22 protein-coding genes are annotated in these 21,217 nt (G+C 51.9%); 13 read left to right on the top strand and 9 right to left on the bottom strand.

Features of this window, described 5'->3' with window-relative positions:
* Nucleotides 1-30 precede the first annotated feature (30 nt).
* From gspK to gspC, 9 genes are read right to left on the bottom strand one after another with little or no spacing between them, the layout of a single operon-like run.
* A complete protein-coding gene (gene gspK / locus HCX89_RS16495) occupies nucleotides 31-1,023 on the bottom strand; it encodes a type II secretion system minor pseudopilin GspK (RefSeq protein WP_071238911.1) in 993 nt (330 codons plus the stop codon).
* Nucleotides 1,023-1,760, bottom strand: a complete 738-nt coding sequence (gspJ, locus tag HCX89_RS16490; protein WP_156020573.1) for a type II secretion system minor pseudopilin GspJ — start codon at nucleotides 1,758-1,760, stop codon at nucleotides 1,023-1,025. Before gspJ ends, gspK begins: the two co-directional genes overlap by 1 nt.
* Nucleotides 1,741-2,124 (bottom strand): type II secretion system minor pseudopilin GspI, encoded by a 384-nt coding sequence (gene gspI / locus HCX89_RS16485; RefSeq protein ID WP_037467875.1) that lies wholly within the window; start codon nucleotides 2,122-2,124, stop codon nucleotides 1,741-1,743. The genes gspJ and gspI overlap by 20 nt, the downstream gene beginning before the upstream one ends.
* Entirely contained in the window at nucleotides 2,111-2,686 is a 576-nt protein-coding gene (gspH, locus tag HCX89_RS16480) for a type II secretion system minor pseudopilin GspH (protein ID WP_025010648.1), read from the bottom strand. Before gspH ends, gspI begins: the two co-directional genes overlap by 14 nt.
* A 1-nt stretch (nucleotide 2,687) precedes the next feature.
* Nucleotides 2,688-3,122 carry a type II secretion system major pseudopilin GspG gene (gene gspG / locus HCX89_RS16475; RefSeq protein ID WP_025010647.1) on the bottom strand — a complete coding sequence of 145 codons (435 nt, stop codon included), beginning with the start codon at nucleotides 3,120-3,122 and terminating at the stop codon, nucleotides 2,688-2,690.
* Between the two features lie 49 nt (nucleotides 3,123-3,171).
* Nucleotides 3,172-4,395, bottom strand: coding sequence for a type II secretion system inner membrane protein GspF (gene gspF, locus HCX89_RS16470; RefSeq protein WP_093981841.1), 1,224 nt, complete (start codon nucleotides 4,393-4,395; stop codon nucleotides 3,172-3,174).
* 3 nt (nucleotides 4,396-4,398) lie between these two features.
* Entirely contained in the window at nucleotides 4,399-5,964 is a 1,566-nt protein-coding gene (gspE, locus tag HCX89_RS16465; RefSeq protein ID WP_025889487.1) for a type II secretion system ATPase GspE, read from the bottom strand.
* A complete protein-coding gene (gene gspD / locus HCX89_RS16460; protein WP_025010645.1) occupies nucleotides 5,957-8,080 on the bottom strand; it encodes a type II secretion system secretin GspD in 2,124 nt (707 codons plus the stop codon). Before gspD ends, gspE begins: the two co-directional genes overlap by 8 nt.
* A 25-nt stretch (nucleotides 8,081-8,105) precedes the next feature.
* On the bottom strand, nucleotides 8,106-9,020 hold the full coding sequence (gspC, locus tag HCX89_RS16455) for a type II secretion system protein GspC (protein WP_025010644.1): 915 nt from the start codon (nucleotides 9,018-9,020) through the stop codon (nucleotides 8,106-8,108).
* Between the two features lie 258 nt (nucleotides 9,021-9,278).
* Between gspC and hslR the strand changes: the two genes are divergently transcribed.
* The 13 genes from hslR (at nucleotide 9,279) to HCX89_RS16390 (ending at nucleotide 21,205) form a co-directional block, all read left to right on the top strand.
* Nucleotides 9,279-9,677 carry a ribosome-associated heat shock protein Hsp15 gene (gene hslR, locus HCX89_RS16450; RefSeq protein ID WP_025010643.1) on the top strand — a complete coding sequence of 133 codons (399 nt, stop codon included), beginning with the start codon at nucleotides 9,279-9,281 and terminating at the stop codon, nucleotides 9,675-9,677.
* A 19-nt stretch (nucleotides 9,678-9,696) separates the two neighbouring features.
* The gene (gene hslO / locus HCX89_RS16445; RefSeq protein WP_025010642.1) at nucleotides 9,697-10,560 is read left to right on the top strand and encodes an Hsp33 family molecular chaperone HslO; all 864 of its coding nucleotides are present in this window, start codon (nucleotides 9,697-9,699) and stop codon (nucleotides 10,558-10,560) included.
* A 166-nt stretch (nucleotides 10,561-10,726) separates the two neighbouring features.
* Nucleotides 10,727-12,268 carry a phosphoenolpyruvate carboxykinase gene (locus tag HCX89_RS16440; RefSeq protein ID WP_025010641.1) on the top strand — a complete coding sequence of 514 codons (1,542 nt, stop codon included), beginning with the start codon at nucleotides 10,727-10,729 and terminating at the stop codon, nucleotides 12,266-12,268.
* Nucleotides 12,269-12,630: 362 nt separating this feature from the next.
* Entirely contained in the window at nucleotides 12,631-12,927 is a 297-nt protein-coding gene (locus HCX89_RS16435) for a Flp family type IVb pilin (RefSeq protein ID WP_025010640.1), read from the top strand.
* A 70-nt stretch (nucleotides 12,928-12,997) separates the two neighbouring features.
* Nucleotides 12,998-13,300, top strand: a complete 303-nt coding sequence (locus HCX89_RS16430) for a Flp family type IVb pilin (protein ID WP_025010639.1) — start codon at nucleotides 12,998-13,000, stop codon at nucleotides 13,298-13,300.
* A gap of 38 nt (nucleotides 13,301-13,338) precedes the next feature.
* On the top strand, nucleotides 13,339-14,724 hold the full coding sequence (locus tag HCX89_RS16425; protein ID WP_037474985.1) for a Tad domain-containing protein: 1,386 nt from the start codon (nucleotides 13,339-13,341) through the stop codon (nucleotides 14,722-14,724).
* A complete protein-coding gene (locus HCX89_RS16420) occupies nucleotides 14,724-15,572 on the top strand; it encodes a hypothetical protein (protein ID WP_107005984.1) in 849 nt (282 codons plus the stop codon). The genes HCX89_RS16425 and HCX89_RS16420 overlap by 1 nt, the downstream gene beginning before the upstream one ends.
* Nucleotides 15,573-15,574: 2 nt before the next feature.
* The gene (locus HCX89_RS16415) at nucleotides 15,575-16,231 is read left to right on the top strand and encodes a hypothetical protein (protein WP_028780581.1); all 657 of its coding nucleotides are present in this window, start codon (nucleotides 15,575-15,577) and stop codon (nucleotides 16,229-16,231) included.
* Between the two features lies 1 nt (nucleotide 16,232).
* Nucleotides 16,233-16,424 (top strand): hypothetical protein, encoded by a 192-nt coding sequence (locus HCX89_RS16410; RefSeq protein ID WP_025010636.1) that lies wholly within the window; start codon nucleotides 16,233-16,235, stop codon nucleotides 16,422-16,424.
* 14 nt (nucleotides 16,425-16,438) lie between these two features.
* Nucleotides 16,439-17,347 carry a Flp pilus assembly protein CpaB gene (cpaB, locus tag HCX89_RS16405; RefSeq protein WP_028780580.1) on the top strand — a complete coding sequence of 303 codons (909 nt, stop codon included), beginning with the start codon at nucleotides 16,439-16,441 and terminating at the stop codon, nucleotides 17,345-17,347.
* Nucleotides 17,344-18,645 (top strand): type II and III secretion system protein family protein, encoded by a 1,302-nt coding sequence (locus HCX89_RS16400; protein WP_025010634.1) that lies wholly within the window; start codon nucleotides 17,344-17,346, stop codon nucleotides 18,643-18,645. The genes cpaB and HCX89_RS16400 overlap by 4 nt, the downstream gene beginning before the upstream one ends.
* Nucleotides 18,646-18,654: 9 nt before the next feature.
* Nucleotides 18,655-20,361, top strand: coding sequence for an ATPase, T2SS/T4P/T4SS family (locus tag HCX89_RS16395; protein ID WP_025010633.1), 1,707 nt, complete (start codon nucleotides 18,655-18,657; stop codon nucleotides 20,359-20,361).
* Nucleotides 20,354-21,205: a type II secretion system F family protein gene (locus tag HCX89_RS16390; RefSeq protein WP_025010632.1), complete on the top strand. Its 852-nt coding sequence runs from the start codon at nucleotides 20,354-20,356 to the stop codon at nucleotides 21,203-21,205. The genes HCX89_RS16395 and HCX89_RS16390 overlap by 8 nt, the downstream gene beginning before the upstream one ends.
* The last annotated feature ends 12 nt before the right edge of the window (nucleotides 21,206-21,217 follow it).

Below are 21,217 nucleotides of genomic sequence, written 5' to 3'. Positions count from 1 at the left end.
CTGGCCTTGGTGGCTTAGGGGCTTGTCCTGTTATTCTTGTCCGCCATATTGCCGGGTCAACACTTCGAGCTGATTACCACCCACTATGTGCAGCATGCTCTCCAATCGGAACAGGGCATCATCCACCCTGGCCTTGGCCTCCAGTTTGAAAAACTTACTGTCGACCACGAAACTGGACTTGAGCTGATCATTCTTACTGGCAATAGTGGTCAGCGATCCCAGCGCCCAGAAATCTTCTATCTTGTCGAAGCCCCCCGCAGGGCGCTGGTTAATAATACTTTCGGCCTCGCCTACCGAGATTTGATTTTCCAGCATTCCCGCCAGCAGTGCTGCCTGCTCGACCTTGATGGTGTTGACGTTCAGCAACTGTCGGTCATTTCCCGGTATGGCGCAAACATAGGGCCTTAAAATGCGATAAGTCTCTTGGTTAAAGCCAAAAACGGCCCGTAACTCACTGCTGTGACTCATTAAGGTATTGGCCGCCCGATAAGGGACCACCCTTGCTTCATACTCGGCATCTTCGGCACCGAAGGGCGAGGCTATCGAGTCCTCGTCCAGATAATCTTTCAAGGTATGGGTCAGACGCTCGGCGCCGAACTCATCCATCCCCAAGGATTCCAACAATCCCTTGAACTGTCTGACGGCCAGCGGCATCTTTTGCGGCTGACCATCTGCCGCCTCTTTGCTGCTGACACTCAAGGCATTGAGGTTAAAGCAGCTGCGAAGGTCGGAAATGGTGCCACCAATCTCGCCGTTCTCCGCCGGAAAAACCACATCCGCCATGGCCCAGTATTGCTGCAGATGCACCCGACCTTCCGAGTCATCCAAATCCTGCTTCAATACCTTACGCGCCAATTCTTCGGCCGAAATAGCGTACCAGTAAGCCTGGTCATACTGCGCCAGATTCAAGGTTCTGCGCACCGACAACTGGTTGCGCCCGGTGATACTGGTAGCCAGCACGGCCACAATCGCCACTATCAGCAATACCACGATCAGGGCGACGCCTCTTTGCTTGCCTCCCATCAGAACTCCTCCTTGCCTTGGCCTGAGTTATTGCCGTCCTGGCCGTCGGAGTCCTGCTTGTCGTCGTTCTGATTGTCGTTGTTGTCACCCTTGTTGGTGTCGCCACCATTGTCGTCCTGTTTGTCGGCCGCAGGTGCCCCAACAGGCAACAGGAATTTGCGGGTGATAATACCTCTGTCCTCTGTCTCTATCTCTATGGCGATCGCCTTGGGCAACTTGCTGGCCTCAACCTTGCGTTGCCACTTGTCCTCGACAAAAAACGCGTATTTGACCGATAACACCTTATCCATCAATACGGTTTTAATCGGTTCGGCACCAAACTCCGGCTCGGGGTAAGGGTAGTACCAACGCTCGAGCCGCCCCTCCTGCACTACATAGGCCACAGACTGCAGACTGCCTCTTGGCAGCAAGCCACCCGGATTGAGCCACCCCAGGCGAAAAAACACCAGCGCCTCGGACTCAGAGTCCAGAATATCTGTCCCGGTCTGAAACACTGTGCTGCCGCGGCCGCCTTCCAACAGCCTGGGAGTACGGGCAACCATCTGCCCCAGATCCCGCTCCAACACCCCAAAGCCCTGCTGCAGGTACTTGAGCTGCTTTGAAAAGTCGCGGGTGACCTCGTCGTTTTTCAGCACAGTTTGCAATACGGCGTTGGCCGCCAGGCCCAGCATGGCGAAGATCGCTATGGCGATCAGCATCTCCAGCAGGGTAAAACCGCTATTCCTGCTTGAGTACATACGAATTCACCTGAGCGATGATCCGCCCGAATCTGTCATCATCACTGACACTGATACGGATCATCCGAAAATTATCATCTGTGGTCTTGACCACTTCTTTGCGCCAATACCAGGTTTGGCCGGCCAGTTCGCTGCGACCATCTTTACGCCCAAGGGCCGGAAAACCCTTTTCCAACCTGGCATCTACCATCTGGTTATCTGCTACCCACTGCGCCAGGGTGCGTTCTTCCAGTATCGGCATATTGGCAATCTGATCGCCTATGCTTTTGGTAATTGCCACGGCCGCAATGGCAAACACAGCCAAGGCGACTATGACTTCCAGCAGCGTCATCCCCTTTTGCCGGGCAGGTTTATTCAAAATCATCGAACCTCCCCAGTTTGAGCCGCCCCAGACTATCACCGCTGACCAGTACCTCTACGGTTTCGCCTTGACTATCGCGGGCGATAAAGCTCAGCTCGAAAGCGGTCATTTCGCCACTTGGCAACAGCATGATCTGCGGCTCGGGAAACTTCTTTTTGTCCGCGTCCGATTCCTCAATAAAGGGCTCGTCGAACCAGGAGTCCTGCTCTTCATCTTCCTGCACCAAAGGCAGGCCTTCGAGCTCGACCGACAACGAGATGCCTTCCGGCAACTGCTTTTCGGCCAGCAGTCGGTCCTGTTCCAGCGGTTGCCATTTGTTCTCTTTAAACAGCACGAAGTGGTACTTGTCCTTGTCCACCACTATGCCGATAAACTGACCACTGAGCACAGTTTCATCCAGCACTGTCTCGGTGGCCGCCATAAACCTCTGCGCCTCACGAGTTAACTGCTGCTTGGGGCCACTATTACCCATGGTCATGGTCACAGCCGTAGCTGCCAGCCCCATCAGCAGCACCACCAACATCACTTCCAGCAGGGTAAAACCCCGTGAGTGCCTGATTTGCATTTTATTGGAAGTCTTGCAGATTCCAGTTGCCTATGTCGTCTTCTGTGCCGGGTTGGCCGTCAGGGCCTGAGCTGAAGACGTCGATCTTGCCGTGTTCACCCGGGCTCATCAGCAGGTAAGGGTTGCCCCAGGGATCCATGGGCAAGCGCTTAACGTAACCACCGTCACGATAGTTGCGTGGCTCAGGAGAAATATTGGGCTTCTCGACCAGAGCTTCCAGCCCCTGTTCGGTTGTGGGGTACACGCTGTTGTCCAGCTTGTACATATCCAGCTGGTTTTCCAGTGCGACTATGTCAGACACCGCCTTTTGCTGGTCGGCCTTGTCCTTGTTACCCATCAGATTGGGCACCACCATGGAGGCCAGGATCCCCAGGATCACTATCACCACCATCACTTCCAGCAGGGTAAAACCTTTCTGTCTGTTGTTGCTTTGCATTAACTTACTTCCTCCTAAAAAACCTCAAATGGCTGCGGTGAAATGAGACTCAGCCACTAATCATATTGTTGAGCGCCAATATCGGTTGCAAAATCGCCAGAACAATAAACAACACTATCCCGGCCATACTCACCACCAACAGGGGTTCAAACACCCCCAAGGCGATATTGACGTTGGACTCGAACTCCCTGTCCTGGTTATCTGCGGCGCGCTCGAGCATCTGCTCCAGCTCACCACTCTTCTCGCCCGAGGCTATCATATACAACATCATGGGCGGGAACAGCTTGGTATTAGTCAGTGCCGCCCCCAGACTGGTTCCCTCACGCACTCTGGCCGTGGCCTCTTCCACCGCCTGACGCACCCGCACATTCAGCAAGACCTCACTGGCAATCCGCATGCCATCGAGCAGCGGCACTGAACTGGCACTGAGGATACTCAAGGTTCGGGCAAAGCGTGACGTATTCAGCCCCTTGCTGACCTTGCCAACCACAGGCAAACGCAGCAACAGCTTGTGATACTTGAGTTTGAAGGCGGGCTTGGTGAGCATCTTCTGAAACAGCAGTGCCAGCAATACTATGGCGCCCAGGACGAACAAGCCGTAATGCTGAACAAAGTCAGAGGCGGCGATCAAAAACTGAGTGGTACCGGGTAACTCCTGGCCCATGTGTTCAAATTGGCCAACCACCTTGGGCACCACGGCCGCCAGCAGCACGGCGATAACACCGATAGCCACTGTGGTCAGCACTATGGGATAGATCATCGCCTGGGTCAGCTTGGTCTTGAGTTGTTGGCGCCGCTCCGTGTAGTCCGCCAGGCGATTGAGTACGATTTCCAGATGGCCGGACTTTTCGCCCGAGGCCACCATGGCGCGGTAGAGATCATCAAACACATGGGGAAACTCGGCCATGGAGTCGGCCAGCGAGTAGCCTTCCACCACCCGCGAGCGCACCGCCATCACCATGGAGGCGAGACGGTCTTTTTCGCACTGTTGGCCTACGGCCTTGAGGGCCTCTTCCACCGGCAAACCGGCGGCGACCAGGGTCGCTATCTGGCGGGTGATCAGCGCCAGTTCGGCCACGGAGATCTTCTTGCGCCGGGCCAACCAACTGCCACTACTGGCCTTGGCTTCCTTTTCGGTAACCGGGGCGATATCCAACGGCATCAGCTTCTGCTCACGCAGCTGACTGCGGGCCTGTCTGGCGGTATCGGCTTCGATAACCCCTTTGACCTGCTTCCCGGCTTGATTGAGCGCCTTGTACTCGAATGCCGCCATGAATTACTCCTCGCGGGTCACGCGCAGCACTTCTTCCAGGGTAGTGATCCCCGCCAGCACCTTGACCATGCCGTCATGGCGAATGCTGGGGCTGTGCTGACGAATATATTTTTCAATCGCCAGTTCGCCACGGCCGCCGTGAATGAGTTCGCGGACGTTGTCGTCCACCAGCAGTAGTTCATGGATCCCGGTACGGCCACGATAGCCGTTATGGCCACAGCTCTTGCAACCCTTGGCGCGATAGATCACCGCTTCCTCATCGCCTATGCCCAGGAGTTCACGTTCGCGGGCATCCGGGGCGTGGGCTTCCTTACATTCGTTGCATAGAGTCCGCACCAGGCGCTGGGCCAGCACCCCCAGCAGACTGGAAGACACCAGGAAAGGCTCAACGCCCATGTCCTGCAAACGGGTAATGGCACCAGAAGCCGTGTTGGTGTGCAAGGTAGAGATCACCAGGTGGCCAGTGAGTGAGGCCTGAACCGCAATCTGGGCTGTTTCCAGGTCACGGATTTCACCTATCATCACCACATCAGGATCCTGACGCAGAATGGCCCGCAAGCCGCGGGCGAAAGTCATGTCCACCTTGGTGTTGACCTGGGTCTGGCCTATGCCTTCCAGTTCGTATTCTATCGGGTCTTCAACTGTGAGTATGTTGATGTCGTTGTGATTGATTTCGGTTAGACCGGCATAGAGGGTAGTACTCTTGCCCGAACCCGTAGGGCCGGTAACCAGAATAATGCCGTGGGGTTTACGGATCAGCTCATCAAACTGGCGGCGGATGCTGTCTTTCATCCCCAGCTGTGCCAAGTCCAGATTACCGGCGTTCTTGTCCAACAGACGCAGCACGACCCGCTCGCCGTGGCTCGACGGCATAGTCGATACCCGCACATCCACGGCGCGGCCACCAATACGCAGCGAGATCCGGCCGTCCTGCGGCACCCGCTTCTCGGCGATATCCAAACGGGCCATTACCTTGATCCGCGATACCAGGAGTGAGGAAAGCTTACGGTTCGGCTTGAGCACTTCCTTGAGCACACCATCGACCCGAAAACGCACCACCAGCTGCTTCTCGTAGGTTTCAATATGAATATCCGAAGCCTCTTCTTTGATGGCTTCAGACAATAAGGCGTTGATCAGCTTGATGATAGGTGCATCATCTTCCCCTTCCAGCAGATCTTCGGTCTGCGGCATCTCTTCTGCCAGGGTAAAGAGATCCATCTCATTGCCTATGTCTTCCATTAGCTGCTGCGCCTCGGAAGAGTTACTCTGATAGGCCTGGGTCAGGTAGCGCTCAAACTCATTGGCTTCCAGCTTGTGCAGCGGTAGCTCCTGACCGGCATAACGACGCACCTCAAACAGCACAGACAAAGGCGTTGCCTGGGTGTAATACAGAGTCAGCCGTTCATCTTGGTCTTTGCTGAGCACCAGGTTGTATCTGTGGGCAAAGGCAAACGGCAGCCGCTCACGGCTGTTTGAATGAAACAGTTCGTCACTCTCGGCCTCGGCGACCAGCGCCAGCTCACTGGAAACCTGAGCCAGCTCTTCTGTTGGCGGCTGGACTTCACTCATCGGCTTCGCCCTGTTTGTTCTCATCCAATGTCTTCAGGGTGGAGTCCGTCTTGCGCATCTTGGTATCCAGCCCCTTACCTTGCTTATAGCGCTCGAGGATCTCATTGACCTCGGGTGGCAGATACTCTTCCTGGCTCCATTCTTCCAACATAGGCACATTGGTGTTTGGCATCAGGTTAATGCCGCGCTTCTGTTGCTCCAGCTGCAAGGCACGGAAGTAGTTATACTTACGGCCGGCAATGCCTTCCATGGTGACACCGTCACGGATAATGGTCGGCTTGATAAACACCATCAGGTTCTTTTTCTTCTTGCCGCTGCTGGACGATTTGAACAGATGCCCCAGAATTGGAATATCACCCAGGAAAGGCACTTTCTGTACGCTCTCCTGCACCTCTTCATTGATCAGTCCACCCAGCACCACGATTTGGCCCGAGTCGGCCATAACAGTAGTAGTCAGGCGACGGGTGGCAAAGGTCACGTCCACATTGGTCTTGCCGTTGATACCGGACACTTCCTGCTCAATGGTGAGCTTGACCGCGTTGCCTTCGTTGATCTGTGGCACCACCTTGAGCTTGACCCCGACTTCCTTACGTTCAACGGTTTGGAACGGGTTACTGTTGCCATTGGTAGAGTTTTGCGCACCAGTCAGGATAGGCACTTCGTCACCGACAATGAAGGAGGCTTCCTGGTTATCCAGGGTGGTAATAGAAGGAGTCGCCAACACGTTGGAGTTGGTATCGCTGGACACGGCCTGAACCAGGGCGCCAAAGTCGCCCATGGTCACGCCCCAGGCCATACCGTTCACCTTACCGAGCGCCTGAGCCAACAGGGTGATATCACCCTTGGTGTCAGGGTTTTGGGTACAGGTCAGGTTATCACCCGAGCCGGTACAGGTCTGGGAAGCCTTCTGATCCTGCGCCGCCCAGATACCCGCGCCAATTTCACCTATGGTGGGGCCAAGGTTATTGAACTGAGTACCGCCACCTGCCTCGGTGGCCCACTGAATGCCGAAGCCCACGTCATCCCCTTCAGCTACCTCGACTATGATGGCTTCCACCAGCACCTGGGCTCGGCGGATATCCAACTGGTTGATCACACTCTCCAGGGTGCGCATCTGATCCGGCTCGGCGCTGATCACCAAAGCATTGGTGTCTTCATGGGCCATGATATTGATTTCGTTGCGGCGTTTGCCTCCGGCGCTGCCGGGGGCTGGTGCGGCACCATCTTTACCTTCCAGTTTTTGGGCAAAGCCGGTCAGGACTTCCACCAGGTCTTCGGCCTTGGCATAACGCAGATAACGCACCTTGGTGTTACCCGTGCTGGCCTGCTCGGCGTCGAGACGATGAATAAGCTCCACCACCCGCTGACGGCTGCGTTCATCGCCACTGACCACCACGGCGTTGATACGCTCGTCGGCCACCACTTTGGGCGCCTGGCCCGGCAGTTGTGCCTGGTTGGCACTGGCGCGATAGAGGGTATCTATAATACGAACCATTTCACCGGCAGAGGCGTATTCCAAAGGCACCACCTGCACTTCGGTGTCCCCCTGTTTGTCCACCCGGCGTACAATCTCCACCAGCTTGTTGACCACATTGGCGCGGCCGGTGATCATCAAAACGTTGGAAGGATCATAGTTGACCACGTTGCCGCCACCGGCGTTGTCATTGAGCTGACGCAGCAAAGGCGCCAACTGTTTGGCTTCTGTGTTGTACAGCGCCACAATGCGGGTCACCATCTCATCGCCAAGTCCCGGGGTATTGTCATCGGCAACCCGAATGGAAGAGGTCTTGGCGTCTTTATCTTTAATTACCTTGATGACATTGTTTTCCAGCTCGACCACGGCATAACCGTAGACCTGTAACACGTTGAGGAAGAACTGGTAATACTGCTCATCGTTGAGCATGTCATAGCTGCGGACATTGATTTTGCCGCGAATAGTAGGATCGACAATGATGGTCTTATTGAGGTTCTTACCAACTATGTTGATAAACTCCTGAATATCAGTGCCTTTAAAGTTCGCCGCATATTGCTCAGACCAAGCGCTTTGTTGGGTCAGCAAGGCCGCTGTGGCTACCAGACCAGCGATAAGCTTGGTTCGAATCCGTTTGTTGTTCATTATTGTACTTTCCCCTAAACCTGCTTTATTGCGGCAAACTGAACATGATTTCAACCAACTGACCTTCGCGCTCTACCATCACAGAGACCTCGGTCAGATCCGGCAGCTGGCCCATCACCTCCAGCGCCTGGCTCATATCAGTTAAATCATAACCATTGATGGATTTTGCCAGGTCATTGGGCTGGAACCCGGCATCCTTGAATAATCCGGCATCTTTACCCGGGTTGAGTCTGTACCCTTGTACTTCACCATCCTTTTGTACCGGAGAGATCGCCAGGTAATCGGTAATCTTGCTGGGATCGGCCAGCAACTCATCGCGGGAGGCCACCAACTCGCGGCCAATATCGGCATCACGGCGGTCAACCTTGGTCACATCACCACCGCTGCGGGCCTGTTGCAGCTGGGCGTTGGCTTGTGACTGAGTGGTATATTGCAGACCGTCGAGCATCAGAGTCTCGTAACGGCCGGCATTGGTAATAATGATGCGGTCGGCATACACCTCTTTCAGCGATGCCGAGGTACCCTTAATCTTATCGCCCAGGCTGTAGGTTTCCTGACTGCCTTGAGACTCAATAATAGCCAGGCCTTTCTGCTCGGCACTGGATGCCACCACCCCGGTCAACAAAATCGACAGTGAAGTTTTTGGAGCATCTGTGATCATTTCGGCGGCTGGCTCAGACTTGGGCTTGGTGCTGCTGGCATCTTTCTTGCCGAATAGTGCCAAGCCGTTGATAGTGCCAATATCGACATTCTGGGATTGGGTGCCAGAAACCGGGGTTGGTGTCCAGTTGGCTGTCGGTTTGCCTGTTGGGATCAGCTTCCAGCTGATCTGTGCCATCAAATACAGAACCAACAGCATCAGTAGCCAAAACACGGCAGAGCTGGCGGGTTTTTGCGGTATGCTGCCCGTCTTGGCGATAATCTTATCCAATAAATCCATATTTTCCGGACCCTCTAATCAGGTCTCTGTTCTGATTATGATAGTGACTGAACCCTTCGCCATGCTAACCCACACTCTTGTTTGCAACAAGACCATAACAGGGAGTAGATTGGCGAAAATTGTACGATTATGCTACCTTTGCGCGCCTGGAAAGGGTGTGAAGCGCTCCACTGTTTAACCCCGTATCGACGGCTTGGACAAGGGATTTATCCCCGAGTTGTGAGCTCATCCCCTTTTTCATTTATGACAGGAGTATCCATGGCCCATAGCAATGACAACGCCGAGGCGGTCCGGCTCGATAAATGGCTCTGGGCAGCGCGTTTTTACAAGACCCGCGCCCTGGCCAAAGAGATGATCAACGGCGGTAAAGTACATTACAACGGCCAAAGGACCAAATCCAGCAAACTGGCAGAAGTCGGTGCGCGCATTAGGTTACGCCAGGGATATGACGAAAAAGAGATCGTCATAAAAAAAGTTTCCGGTGTCCGTCAGGGGGCGGTTATCGCCCAGAGCCTGTACGAAGAAACACCGCAGAGCATACAAAAGCGGGAAAGTAATGCAGAAGCCAGAAGGCTCAACATACTGCATAATCCGGCGCCCGATACCAAGCCGGACAAGAAACAGCGGCGGCAAATCATCCGCTTCCGCGAGACCTGAATTAACAGTGAGAAACCCAATGAACCAAGATACTCTCCATCGCTATCTGTTTGATAACGCCGATGTAAGGGGTGAACTGGCCCAGCTCAGTGATAGCTACCGCCAGATAGTTAACACCCACGATTACCCGGAGCGCCTTAAGGTACTGCTGGGTGAATTGCTGGCCGCCACCTCGTTGCTGACAGCCACGCTGAAATTTGAAGGAGATATCAGTGTGCAACTCCAGGGTCAGGGTGGCCCCGTGTCACTGGCAGTGATCAATGGTAACAACCGCCAGGAATTGAGGGGCGTTGCCCGTTGGCAGGGCGAGATTGCTGCCGATACGCCACTGGAACAGCTCTTTGGTCAAGGCTATATGGTTATCACCCTTACCCCGACAGAAGGCGAGCGTTACCAGGGCGTAGTGGCGCTGGATAAGCCCAGCATCGCCGAATGTCTGGAGAGCTACTTTGCCCAATCTGAGCAATTGCCTACCGGTATCTGGTTATTTGCCGATGGCGAACATGCCGCCGGTATGCTGTTGCAGGTATTGCCGAGCGAGCAGAGTGAAAATACCGAGTTTGAACACCTGACTCAGCTGACTGCGACTATTAAGGCCGAAGAACTGTTCAGCCTGCCGGCCACCGAAGTCCTGCATCGCCTCTACCATCAGGAGCAGGTGCGGCTGTTCGATCCGGTGAGCGTCAGCTTCAAGTGTACCTGCTCCCGTGAGCGCAGCGCTGCAGCCATCCGCACCCTGGCGAAAGAAGAGATAGACGCCATCATCCAGGAAAAAGGCCTGGTGGAGATGGGCTGTGAATACTGCAACAGCCACTATCGCTTCGACGCTATCGATATCGAAGCCATCTTCGCCAACGCTCAGGCACCGGATACTCCCCAATAATGGGGCGATAAATCTGTCGTTTTTCAAGAGGGCGAGTGATCGCCCTCTTTTTTTCACCATTTTCCAGATCTTGCTCACACTTCAGCCAGCGCTTAAGTTACAATCGCGCCAACCCGGCAGCAGACCGGGACCATACCAGACCTCACAATAGATGGAGACCTTACCTATGGCGGCAGAAGCAAACCGCATCCAACTCAATCTCAACAGTGCCCAACTGGTCGAGCAGGCTATTCTGCGCGGCGAAGGCACTCTGACAGCCAACGGCGCCCTGGTGGCCCAGACCGGCGAGCGCACCGGCCGTTCCCCCGCCGACCGTTTTATTGTCAAGGAGCCGGGTACCGAGGCCGATATCGAGTGGGGCGCGGTCAACCAAGCGTTTGAACCTCAAAAATTTGCTGCCCTATGGGAAAGGGTCGAGGCCTATCTGGCCGACAAGCAAGTATTTGTCTCTGAACTGGAAGTCGGCGCCGACGCCGATCACTACCTGCCTATCAGAGTCACGACTGAATACGCTTGGCACCAATTGTTTGCCCGTAACCTGTTTATCGTGCCAGAGCACTATAACCAGAGTCAGAAACCCGAGTGGCAGATTATCAATGCCCCTGGTTTTGTCTGCTCACCCGAGCGCGATGGCACCAACTCAGACGGCACAGTTATCATCAACTTCGCCGAGCGTAAGGTACTGCTGGCCGGTATGCGCTATGCCGGTGAAATGAAAAAATCCATGTTCTCGGTACAAAACTTCCTGCTGCCGGCCAAAGACGTACTGCCGATGCACTGCTCGGCCAACGTCGGTAAAGATGGTGACACTACCCTCTTCTTCGGCCTCTCAGGCACAGGCAAGACCACACTGTCTGCCGATCCCAAGCGCTTCCTTATCGGTGATGACGAGCACGGCTGGGCCGAAGGCGGCGTCTTCAATATTGAAGGTGGCTGTTATGCCAAGTGTATCGATCTCAGCCAGAAGAATGAGCCGGTGATCTGGGATGCCATTCGCTTCGGTACTGTGCTGGAAAACGTGGTACTGGACGCGCAGTGCGTGCCCGACTACAAGGATGCCAGCCTGACCGAGAACACCCGTGCCGCTTACCCACTGGAGCACATCGCCCAGCGCAAGGAAGACAACCGTGGCAACGAGCCACACGCCGTGGTGTTCCTCACCTGCGACGTTTCCGGCGTCCTGCCCCCGGTAGCCAAACTCAGCAAGGAGCAGGCGGCCTATCACTTCCTCTCAGGTTATACCGCCAAGGTGGGTTCCACCGAAGTGGGCTCAACCGCCGCGATTCAGTCAACCTTCTCCACCTGTTTCGGTGCTCCCTTCTTCCCTCGCCCTGCCGGGGTATATGCCGAACTGCTGATGAAGCGTATCCAAGCCTTCGGTAGCCAGGTTTACCTGGTGAACACAGGCTGGACCGGTGGCCCTTACGGCGTGGGTAAGCGTTTCGACATTCCTGTCACCCGTGCCATTGTTGATGCCATCGTCAGCGGTGAACTCAAAGAAGTGCCGACCGAACATATCGAGCAGTTGAACCTGGATATCCCGGTTGCCGTCCCCGGCGTCGACAGCACGTTGCTGAACCCGGTCAACACTTGGGCCGATAAGGAAGAATATGCCAAGTACGCCAAGCAGCTGGCTGAATCCTTCCAAAGCAACTTCGCCAAGTATCAGGTGTCTGATGCCATCAAGGCCGCTGGCCCTAAAGCCTGATAACGACAGTTGATGATGAAAACGGCTCCATTAAGGAGCCGTTTTCTTTTCCGAGAATTATATGTTCAATACCAAACCTAAGAGCCACAATACATTAATCGTTTCATCATCCATTAGGCATTAACTTAGTATCAGCATAAGTTGAGTTATCAAGTTAATCAGCCTGTCTTATTACTGTCATATATATACTTTAAGTTGCTCACTCCTGATTAATCATTAAACAATTCCCATATAAAAATAAGGGTATAACCAGTTACCGTACGACGATACAAATATACACTTTTGGGTAATTGTTATGACTAATATGTAACGGGAAAATTACGCGACAATTTTGTCTCAAGCAAATGCATCAAGGAGTGATAATGTACAAGGGTAAAATTCGCGGTCAAGGTATGACCGAATATATCATTATAGTAGCGCTTATTGCTGTCTCCGCCATTGGCGTATACAGCTTCTTCGGTAAAACCATTCGAAATCAAGTGGCTGGTCTGGCAACAGAGATGTCCGGTGTTGATTCGTCAGCTCAGATTGGTGCTGCCAAAACTGCTGCGGGGACAACCTCTACTGTTGCCAACGGTGATTATAACTTGGGTAACTATAACGCTGCTGCAAATAAGGCTGCGGCTGGTGGTTCTTCTGGTGGTTCAGGCGGTAATTAATACCTCTCTTACCTATAAAATGGGGAATACGTCTGGTGATTCCCCTTCTCATTCGTTAAAGGATTAACTCATGGCATCTAATAAACAGATGGGCCAAGGGATGACGGAATATATCATCATAGTGGCTCTGATAGCGATTACTGCAATTGGCGTATACAGTTTTTTTGGAAAAACAATACGCAACCAAGTCGCCGGACTTTCAAGTGAAGTTTCGGGGCAAGACTCCTCTGGACAAATATCCAATGCCAAGACAGCTGCCGACGATGCCAGCAATACAGCCGATAGCAACTACAACCTGAGCAACTATAACGAAGGGGCCAATAAGGCTGCCGGTGGTTCAGGTCAAGGCGGTGGCGACAGCGGAATCGACTAAACCAATACCAAGACCAGAGAGCAGGCAGGAGCAAAGGAATGATGCCTTCCCGTCAACAGGGGCAAGCCATGATAATGTCATTGATTCTTATGGCATTTGCACTAATGGTAATCCTCTTTAGTTTCAATGTGTCCCAACTGAATATCAAGGGCACTAAATTACAAAATACCGCAGATAATACAGCCTACAGTGTTGCCACTCTTGCTGCCAGGGACATGAATTTCAAGGCGTACACCAATAGAGCTGCGGTTGCCAATCAGGTAGCAGTAGCCCAACTCGTTGGCCTTTCATCTTGGTTCAATATGGCTGAAGTATTTTCACAGAATGCTTGCCGGGTATTGTGTGCAGTTCCCTACGTTGGCCAAGTGGTCAACGGTATCGCGCAAGTGGTAAAGGGGCTGAATCAAGGTGTGCAGCCTGCCATCAAAGTACTGGTCAATGTAGAAAATACCGTACTTAAAGCCATAAGTATCGCTCAGCAATCCATGCACTATGCAGGGGTAACGGCAGCGTTCGATAGCGCTGGCGATATTGTCAAAGCCAATGATCCAAATGCTCGTATGGATTTGATGCAAAACCCGCTATTGATACAAGATCTAAAGAATGTATGGGTAGACTTTCAAACTCTTCAAAAAAGACAAAACAGAAATAAGGGTGGCAGTCAGTATAAGGACTTTATAGGTGTCACTCTTAAATCCCGAGATCCTTTCAGCAACAAACGCACCTATAAACTGCCTTTCCCTTGGTCATTCCACTTTTTTCCGATCAAAGCCAAGACTTATAAAGCCGGCGGCAGCGAGCTTGTCAGCAACGGGAATCGTCCAGAATCATGGACATCCATGGATACCTTGAGTGTGCACTTTTCCAAGTTCAGATGTAAACGTTGGCGCTGCAAATGGCGTACCAGAGAAATTCCTGCCGGTTGGGGTGGAACCGTATCCGACAATAGAGCCATTCTCAGCAGGTTGAACGATAGAACTTACTGGGGAAGCAGCAGAGGACATAATAGAAGCGCATCCAACTTTGCAGCCGCCGATCAAGTGACCCGTGGCAGCTATGATGGCGTACAACCTTTCTATTCCCTGTCGAATTCCGCAAAAGGGAAAAGTGAAACCAGCAATATTCTGGTCGTGGTATCCAAAAAACAAGACAAAGTGAGAACCAGCAACAGCGTACCTCTCGGAGGGGACATGGTTGACCCTGCGACCAATGAAAAAATGCTGGGTGACAGAATGACCGCATTGGCCGCGGCACAAGTCTACTACTCGCGGCCGAGAGATCTGATGAAATCAGGTTCTGCCTGGGCCAGAAAAGATAGTAAGCATGAGTACGGCAACCTCTATAACCCATTCTGGCAAGTGCGCCTGAGCCAATCTACTCAAGGGGAGAGGGCCGCAGTTCAGGCTCTGACAAGGTTACTCTAATGCAGTTCATTCATCGACAACGGGGCCAGGCCCTGGCTGAATCAATCATAGGGATGAGCTTTGTGATAATCCCATTGCTACTGTTGCTACCTTTCATCTCAAAAATAACCGGGGTCCAACACAGAGCTAATCAGGCGGCTCAATATGCTGCTTGGGAACGCACGGTATGGAAGGAGCAGGCACCGTCACGCATGGTCACTGGCAAGGGAATTTTCCTGGCAAAAAAAACGGAACAACAGTTATCAGCCCAACTCCCATGGCGCTTTTATCAAGGAAAAGGCCAGGTAATAGATAGTCGTCCACCTAAGCAATGGAACTGGGAACAGAATGTTCACCCCTTGCTGAAACACCAGACTCGCCATGATGGTTCTCTATCTGGCTTGATCAAGGATAAGGGGGAAGGAAAGAACCGTCTAAGCTTCGCCGAGCCGAGCTCCAAGATACCGGGTACGGTGAACTCTTTGATAGGCAAAGCACTTGGGGTGCTGGCCTATACCGGCTTCTCCCTTGAGCAAGATCAGTTCTACCACACTCGCGTGGAAACTGACCTGGTACAGATGCACCTCGAGCCATTCGACAGTATGCAGCTGACTTATAAGGGCAACAGCGCCTTACTCGCCTCAGGATGGAATGCAGCTGGCCCTGAGCATCTGCGTCGTAGAGCCGAACGCCTGGTACCAACCAACTACGCAGATGTCAGTTGGGTGAGAACCGCCCAAAAGGTTGCCAGCTTCATTCCCTTTGGTAAAGAACTGCACCCCAACTCCCTGAAGCTGGGCCATGTGGAAACTGAAGTACTGCCTGCCAACCGTCTTTGTAATTATGGTTCTAAAGGATGTGGAGGTTAACTATGAAACAACTCCTTTTGGGCTGTTGGTTTCTCAGCCTTCCTCTGCTGGCAACTGAATGGCCTGAAATACAGTTTCCCGATTCCGCCACGGTGGAAGTGGTAGCTGAAGAAATGGTTTATCAAGGCACTCCCATGGCAACTTGGGTGATGCGGGATAAAAGCAATCAGATGATGACCGCAGCCTTCTTCAAACGCCAATGGCAGGGCAAAAGTGAACGCTTTGATGAACAGATGTTTGGCCAGGACTACATCATCAATAGCTTGCAACCACCTTTCCTGTTAACGGCCCGAATAAGGAAAGACTTTGATGGTGTTCTAGCTTACATAGGCATAAGTAAAGATCCCGGTAGCCCAGTCCATAGTAAGTTGGCATTTCCAATGCCGAGCGGTAGCACTGTGTTGTCTGATGTCAGTTCAAAGGATCTCTTCAAGAGTGGCCGAACCTTGGTTTTCAACAGCAACCGCACACTGGCAGATACCTTCCATTACTACCAACGTCACTTTCAACGTCAGGGTTGGAGCGAAGTTGGTACCTATCTGGATAGCGAAATCGGCACCCTGATGCTCACCCAGGGAAGCAACACTCTGGACATTAGCATAAACCGAAAAAATGGCTTGGTTTACGTGGTCGCTAACCAAGTTATGGAAGGGATTTAAGGTGTTAAACAAAAACCAAAAAGGACAAGCAAGCTTTGAGTATCTCGTGGTGTGCGGTGCCTTGGTCGCCGCACTCTTGACCCCAATAGAATCTCAAGGCGACCAGAATGTGGTCGAGCTGTGCCTGGAGGCTCTCAGAGCTTGGTATACCGCATTCGCCTATGCCAAATCACTGCCTGCATTACCTCTTTAGTATTGAGACAAAAGATGAAACTGAAATCGATAGACTTTAACTGGATCCTGCTGCTGGTTGCCATCGCCTTGGGTGGTGTCGCAGCCTTTGCAACCAAATCATATTTCGAGCAGCGGGAAGCCGAGCTCAGAGCTGAACTCAGTGACAGTGATGTCGTGATGGCTGACGTGCTTGTAGCCAATCAACCTCTTGAAAAAGGTATGATCATTTCTGAGCAGAATATGACCGTACGGCAAATACGAGCCGATATAGTCCCCTTGGAAGCCTACCATCCCAGTCAATTCGGTGAGGTGGTCGGCAAGATGCTATTACACCCGATGGCTCCCGGCAGACCCCTGCTTACTGCTTATGTACCCGGCCATGGTGTCAGTAAATTTTCCGACATGCTTGATGAAGGCCAACGTGCAGTGACTATCGAGATTGATGTCATTAACTCAACGGCCGGAATGTTGGTTCCATCTGATCATATCGATCTATTGTTGGCGTATGACGAACCGCTGGGTGACAACAACAACAATCGCAAGAAGTTACAGCTACTTCTGGAAGACGTCACTGTATTGGCAACCGGCAGACGCAGCCAGGAAGTACCTGATGAACTGGCAGACACCCTATTTGAAGATCCCGCCTCCTACAATACTGTGACCTTGGCTTTATCCGTGGATGATGCAGCCAGGGTGTCCTTGGCCCGCAACAAAGGTTCATTTGTCACTCTGTTGCGTAATCAACAGGAAACTTTGCCACTGGAGTTTGCTTCCCTGTATCAGGATGAAATATTTGAAAAATCAGCTTCTGACAATAGTCGCCTGGTAGAGATTATTGTCGGTGGCGGCGGCGTTCAAACCCAATATCAAGAATACCCAAATCCAGATGCAGCCGAGCCTAAGCTGCAAATCACCCAACAAGAGACAAGAACCGCATTATGAGAAGTTTCATCCTCTTTCTGGCAGCCTTGCTGTTGCCATGGCAGACCTTTGCCCATAACAACCCTCCTCTCTCGCTTTATGTCGGCGCAGTGGAGCTCTATAAGGTCAACAATGTTGAACGCGTTGTGGTCGGAAATGGTGCAATTCTCAGTGCCAAAGTCATTGATGATAAAGGAGTATTGTTAATAGGTGAGTCTGAAGGTGTCTCAGACCTTCAGCTGTGGCAAAAAAATGGGAAACTCATCAAGCGCAGTGTCACTGTTTATGCCAAAAACCAACTGACCAGCATCCAGAATATCCAGCACCTACTGGCTTCTTTCCCCAAGCTAAGTGTGACTCAATCCAATGAGCTACTGGTCGTTCAGGGAGAAGTCGATGAGAAACATAAAGGCGTCGTTGAAAAAATACTGGCCAGTCACCCAAACCTGATTTCACTTGTTGAGTTCAAACAATATGCCCCGGACATGGTTCCCATGGTGAAAATGCAGGTGCAGATAGTCGAGTTCAATAAATCTCGTCTTAACAACATTGGTATTCAATGGGATTCAGTTATGTCAGGCCCAGCCTTTGGTGCAGCTAAAGCCTTTACTGCCAACCCCATTTTCAGTGTGACATCTCCTGGCAATTATGTCGGCACCATCAATGAGGCTATTTCAGACAGCATTGGTGTTCTGGATACCAGAGGATGGAGTTATTTCGGCATAGTTACCGGAATTGGATCCAAGATTCAGTTGATGGCCGAAAAGGGGGATGCCCGCATGCTGGCGCAACCCAACCTCACCACTCGAAGTGGTGAGGCTGCCAGCTTCCTGGCCGGAGGCGAGTTCCCCATCCCTATGACCTCAGCCCTGGGCGTCGTCACCGTAGAATTCAAGGAATATGGGATCAAGTTGGATATCGAACCTGAGGTGGACGAACATCAAAATATCATTAGCCGAGTGCGAGCCGAAGTCAGTGCGATTGACCCTTCAGTTGCTATTGATGATGTTCCCGGCCTACTCACCCGTAAAGCAGAGTCCGTAATCAACGTCAAAAACAAAGAAACCATGGTGATTTCAGGGCTGGTCAACAGCGAAATGTCAAAGTCCGTTTCCCGTTTTCCACTGCTTGGTGATATTCCCATCCTGGGAGAACTATTCAAGTCACGTAATTTTAGGGAAAACAAGACCGAACTGGTTATTTTCGTTACCCCTACAATAGTTTATCCGGGTCATGAAGAGCACGAAGCACAGTTGGCCCGGGGTAAAGAACTGGCGGCAGAAGCTGACCAGCTAGAAGCCTTCTACATCCTGGACTAGGAGCGGTATATGTTCAGTATTATGGTGAGCACCAATAAAGGTACCCGGGTCGGTGAGTTTCAATGTATTCATTCCCAGTGCCAAATAGGCAAAGATCCAGACAACCTTATCGTCTTGAGAGGATTCAAAGTTTCACGCTTGCACGCCACGCTCATACAGGATGAAGAAGGCATCTTCGTGGAAGACAACAAGAGCCGCACCGGTATCAGGGTGAATGACGAAAAGCGGCAGCGTTTCGGTCCACTCAAGACAACAGACAGGATACAGGTAGGGGATTATCAGCTTCGCGTGATTAATCAAGATCCCGAATACCAGTTCGACAATAAAGATTCGTCAGCAGAATGCCCACCGGAGAATCCTGCTGACAAGCAGGTTGCAGACGTTGAAAGCACTAGGAACATGAAACCACTGGCTATGACCAATGCCAAGCTGGATCATATTCAATTCAGAAATGAGTGGCGCCGACGGGTACACAGAGAACTGCTGAAACAGATGGATCTTCGCAGGGTCAACGTCAACGAGATGAGCGACCAGGAGCTACGCCAGCAGAGTGAGTCTCTTATCCAGCAAATCATTAGCCAAATGCAGCTTCCTGCAGAGATTGAAGTCAACTCTCTAATAGAAGAAGTTCTGGATGAAACCATAGGGCTTGGCCCCTTGGAAGGCTTGGTTGCAGACCCTGAAGTGTCTGAAATCATGGTTAATAGTCATGATCAGATCTTTTATGAAAAAGCCGGCCAGCTGTTTCTTTCAGACGTTGCCTTTTCAGATGATCAGGCCGTATTGGGCGCCATAGAGCGAATAGTTACACCAATAGGCAGACGCATAGATGAAAGCTCACCCATGGTGGATGCGCGTCTTAAAGATGGTTCCCGGGTTAATGCAGTAATACCACCTTTGGCTCTTAAAGGCCCATGCATCACCATACGTAAATTTATGCAGCAGCGACTGAACTGTAGTGATCTGGTGCGCTTTGGTTCTATGAGTCAGGCAATGGCTGACTTTCTGGAAATTGCAGTTAAGCAGAAGCGAAATGTCGTTATCTCTGGTGGTACAGGTTCAGGGAAAACAACCCTGTTGAATGTTCTCTCCAACTTTATTCCGGAAAGCGAACGCATTATCACAGTTGAAGATGCCGCCGAGTTGCAACTCTATCAACCAAATCTGGTTTCACTGGAAGCTCGTCCAGCCAACCAGGAAGGTAAAGGCGCCATAGAGATCCGTGATCTGGTCAAAAACTGTCTTCGGATGCGTCCTGACAGAGTCGTTATCGGTGAATGCCGTGGAGGTGAGGCACTGGACATGCTTCAGGCCATGAATACGGGGCATGACGGCTCGCTGACTACAGCCCACTCAAACTCACCACGAGACTGTATCTCAAGGCTGGAAGTCATGGTGATGATGGCTGGCATGGAATTACCGGTACAAGCCATTCGTGAACAGATATCTTCAGCCGTCAATATCATAGTCCAGCAATCACGTTTCGCCGATGGTTCTCGTCGCGTTACCAGCATTTGCGAGGTCACCGGCATTGAAGGCTCCATAGTGCAACTCTCGGAGATATTCCGTTTTCAACAGACGGGTTTCAACGAGCACGGCAAAGTACAGGGTTACTATACGGCAACCGGTTCTGTCCCGGAGTTTTATGAGCGCTTAAGGCAACAAGGTATCAAGGTCAAACTGGATATTTTTGAGCGGGAGTCTCGCCATGAGTAGTCCGTTGTTCATCATAGGTTGCATTGGTATCAGTGCGGTGCTGCTGGTGTGGTCATTGAGGCACCTGTCGTCTAATTGGGCCAGAGAATATCAGGACAAATTCACCACATCAGCCAGTACAAACCTTGCCGATATGTTCATGTTCATCGAACCGCAGCAACTGTTTTTGATGAACATTATTACTTTGGTATCAGTGCCATTTCTAGTTTGGTTGCTGTTTGGTTCTTTGATACTGGGTATTGTCCTCAGCATAATATTGGCTCTGCTGCCACGCTTTGCATATCGCTATCTACGTAAGCGTCGCCAACGTAAGTTTGTCGAACAGTTGCCTGATGCACTTAATATGATCGCCTCTTCAATGCAGTCCGGCGCCAATACCACCTCAGCCATTGAATTTATGGCTGAGGAAATGGATGCCCCCATACGGCAGGAATTTCAGTTGTTTCTGCGGGAGCAACGCTTGGGGGTAGAGTTCAATACCGCTCTGAACAACATGTATGCTCGAATTCCTGAACCCGAATTTCAGTTAGTGATTGCCGGTATGCAAATATCCCGAGAAGTAGGGGGAAACCTGGCTGAAGTACTGTCAAGGCTGTCCAGTACACTGCGAAAAAAGCTGGAGATGGAAGGCAAGATAGACGCGCTAACATCACAAGGTAAGCTTCAGGGATTAGTGATGACCTTGCTACCAGTGTTTATCGGGGTAGTACTCAATCACATGGAGCCGGATGCCATGGGACGCATTTTTACCGAGCCCTTGGGCTGGCTCACCATCGCAGTCGTCGTATTGATGCTGTTCTGCGGTTACATATCCATTCGTAAGATAGTCACTATCGATGTGTAGTAGGAGCCGCAA

The sequence above is a fragment of the Shewanella sp. Iso12 genome, from assembly GCF_012030025.1.
Taxonomy (GTDB): domain Bacteria; phylum Pseudomonadota; class Gammaproteobacteria; order Enterobacterales; family Shewanellaceae; genus Shewanella; species Shewanella algae.
Note: the sequence above shows the minus strand (reverse complement) of the source record. Positions and strands in the feature narration are given on the sequence as shown.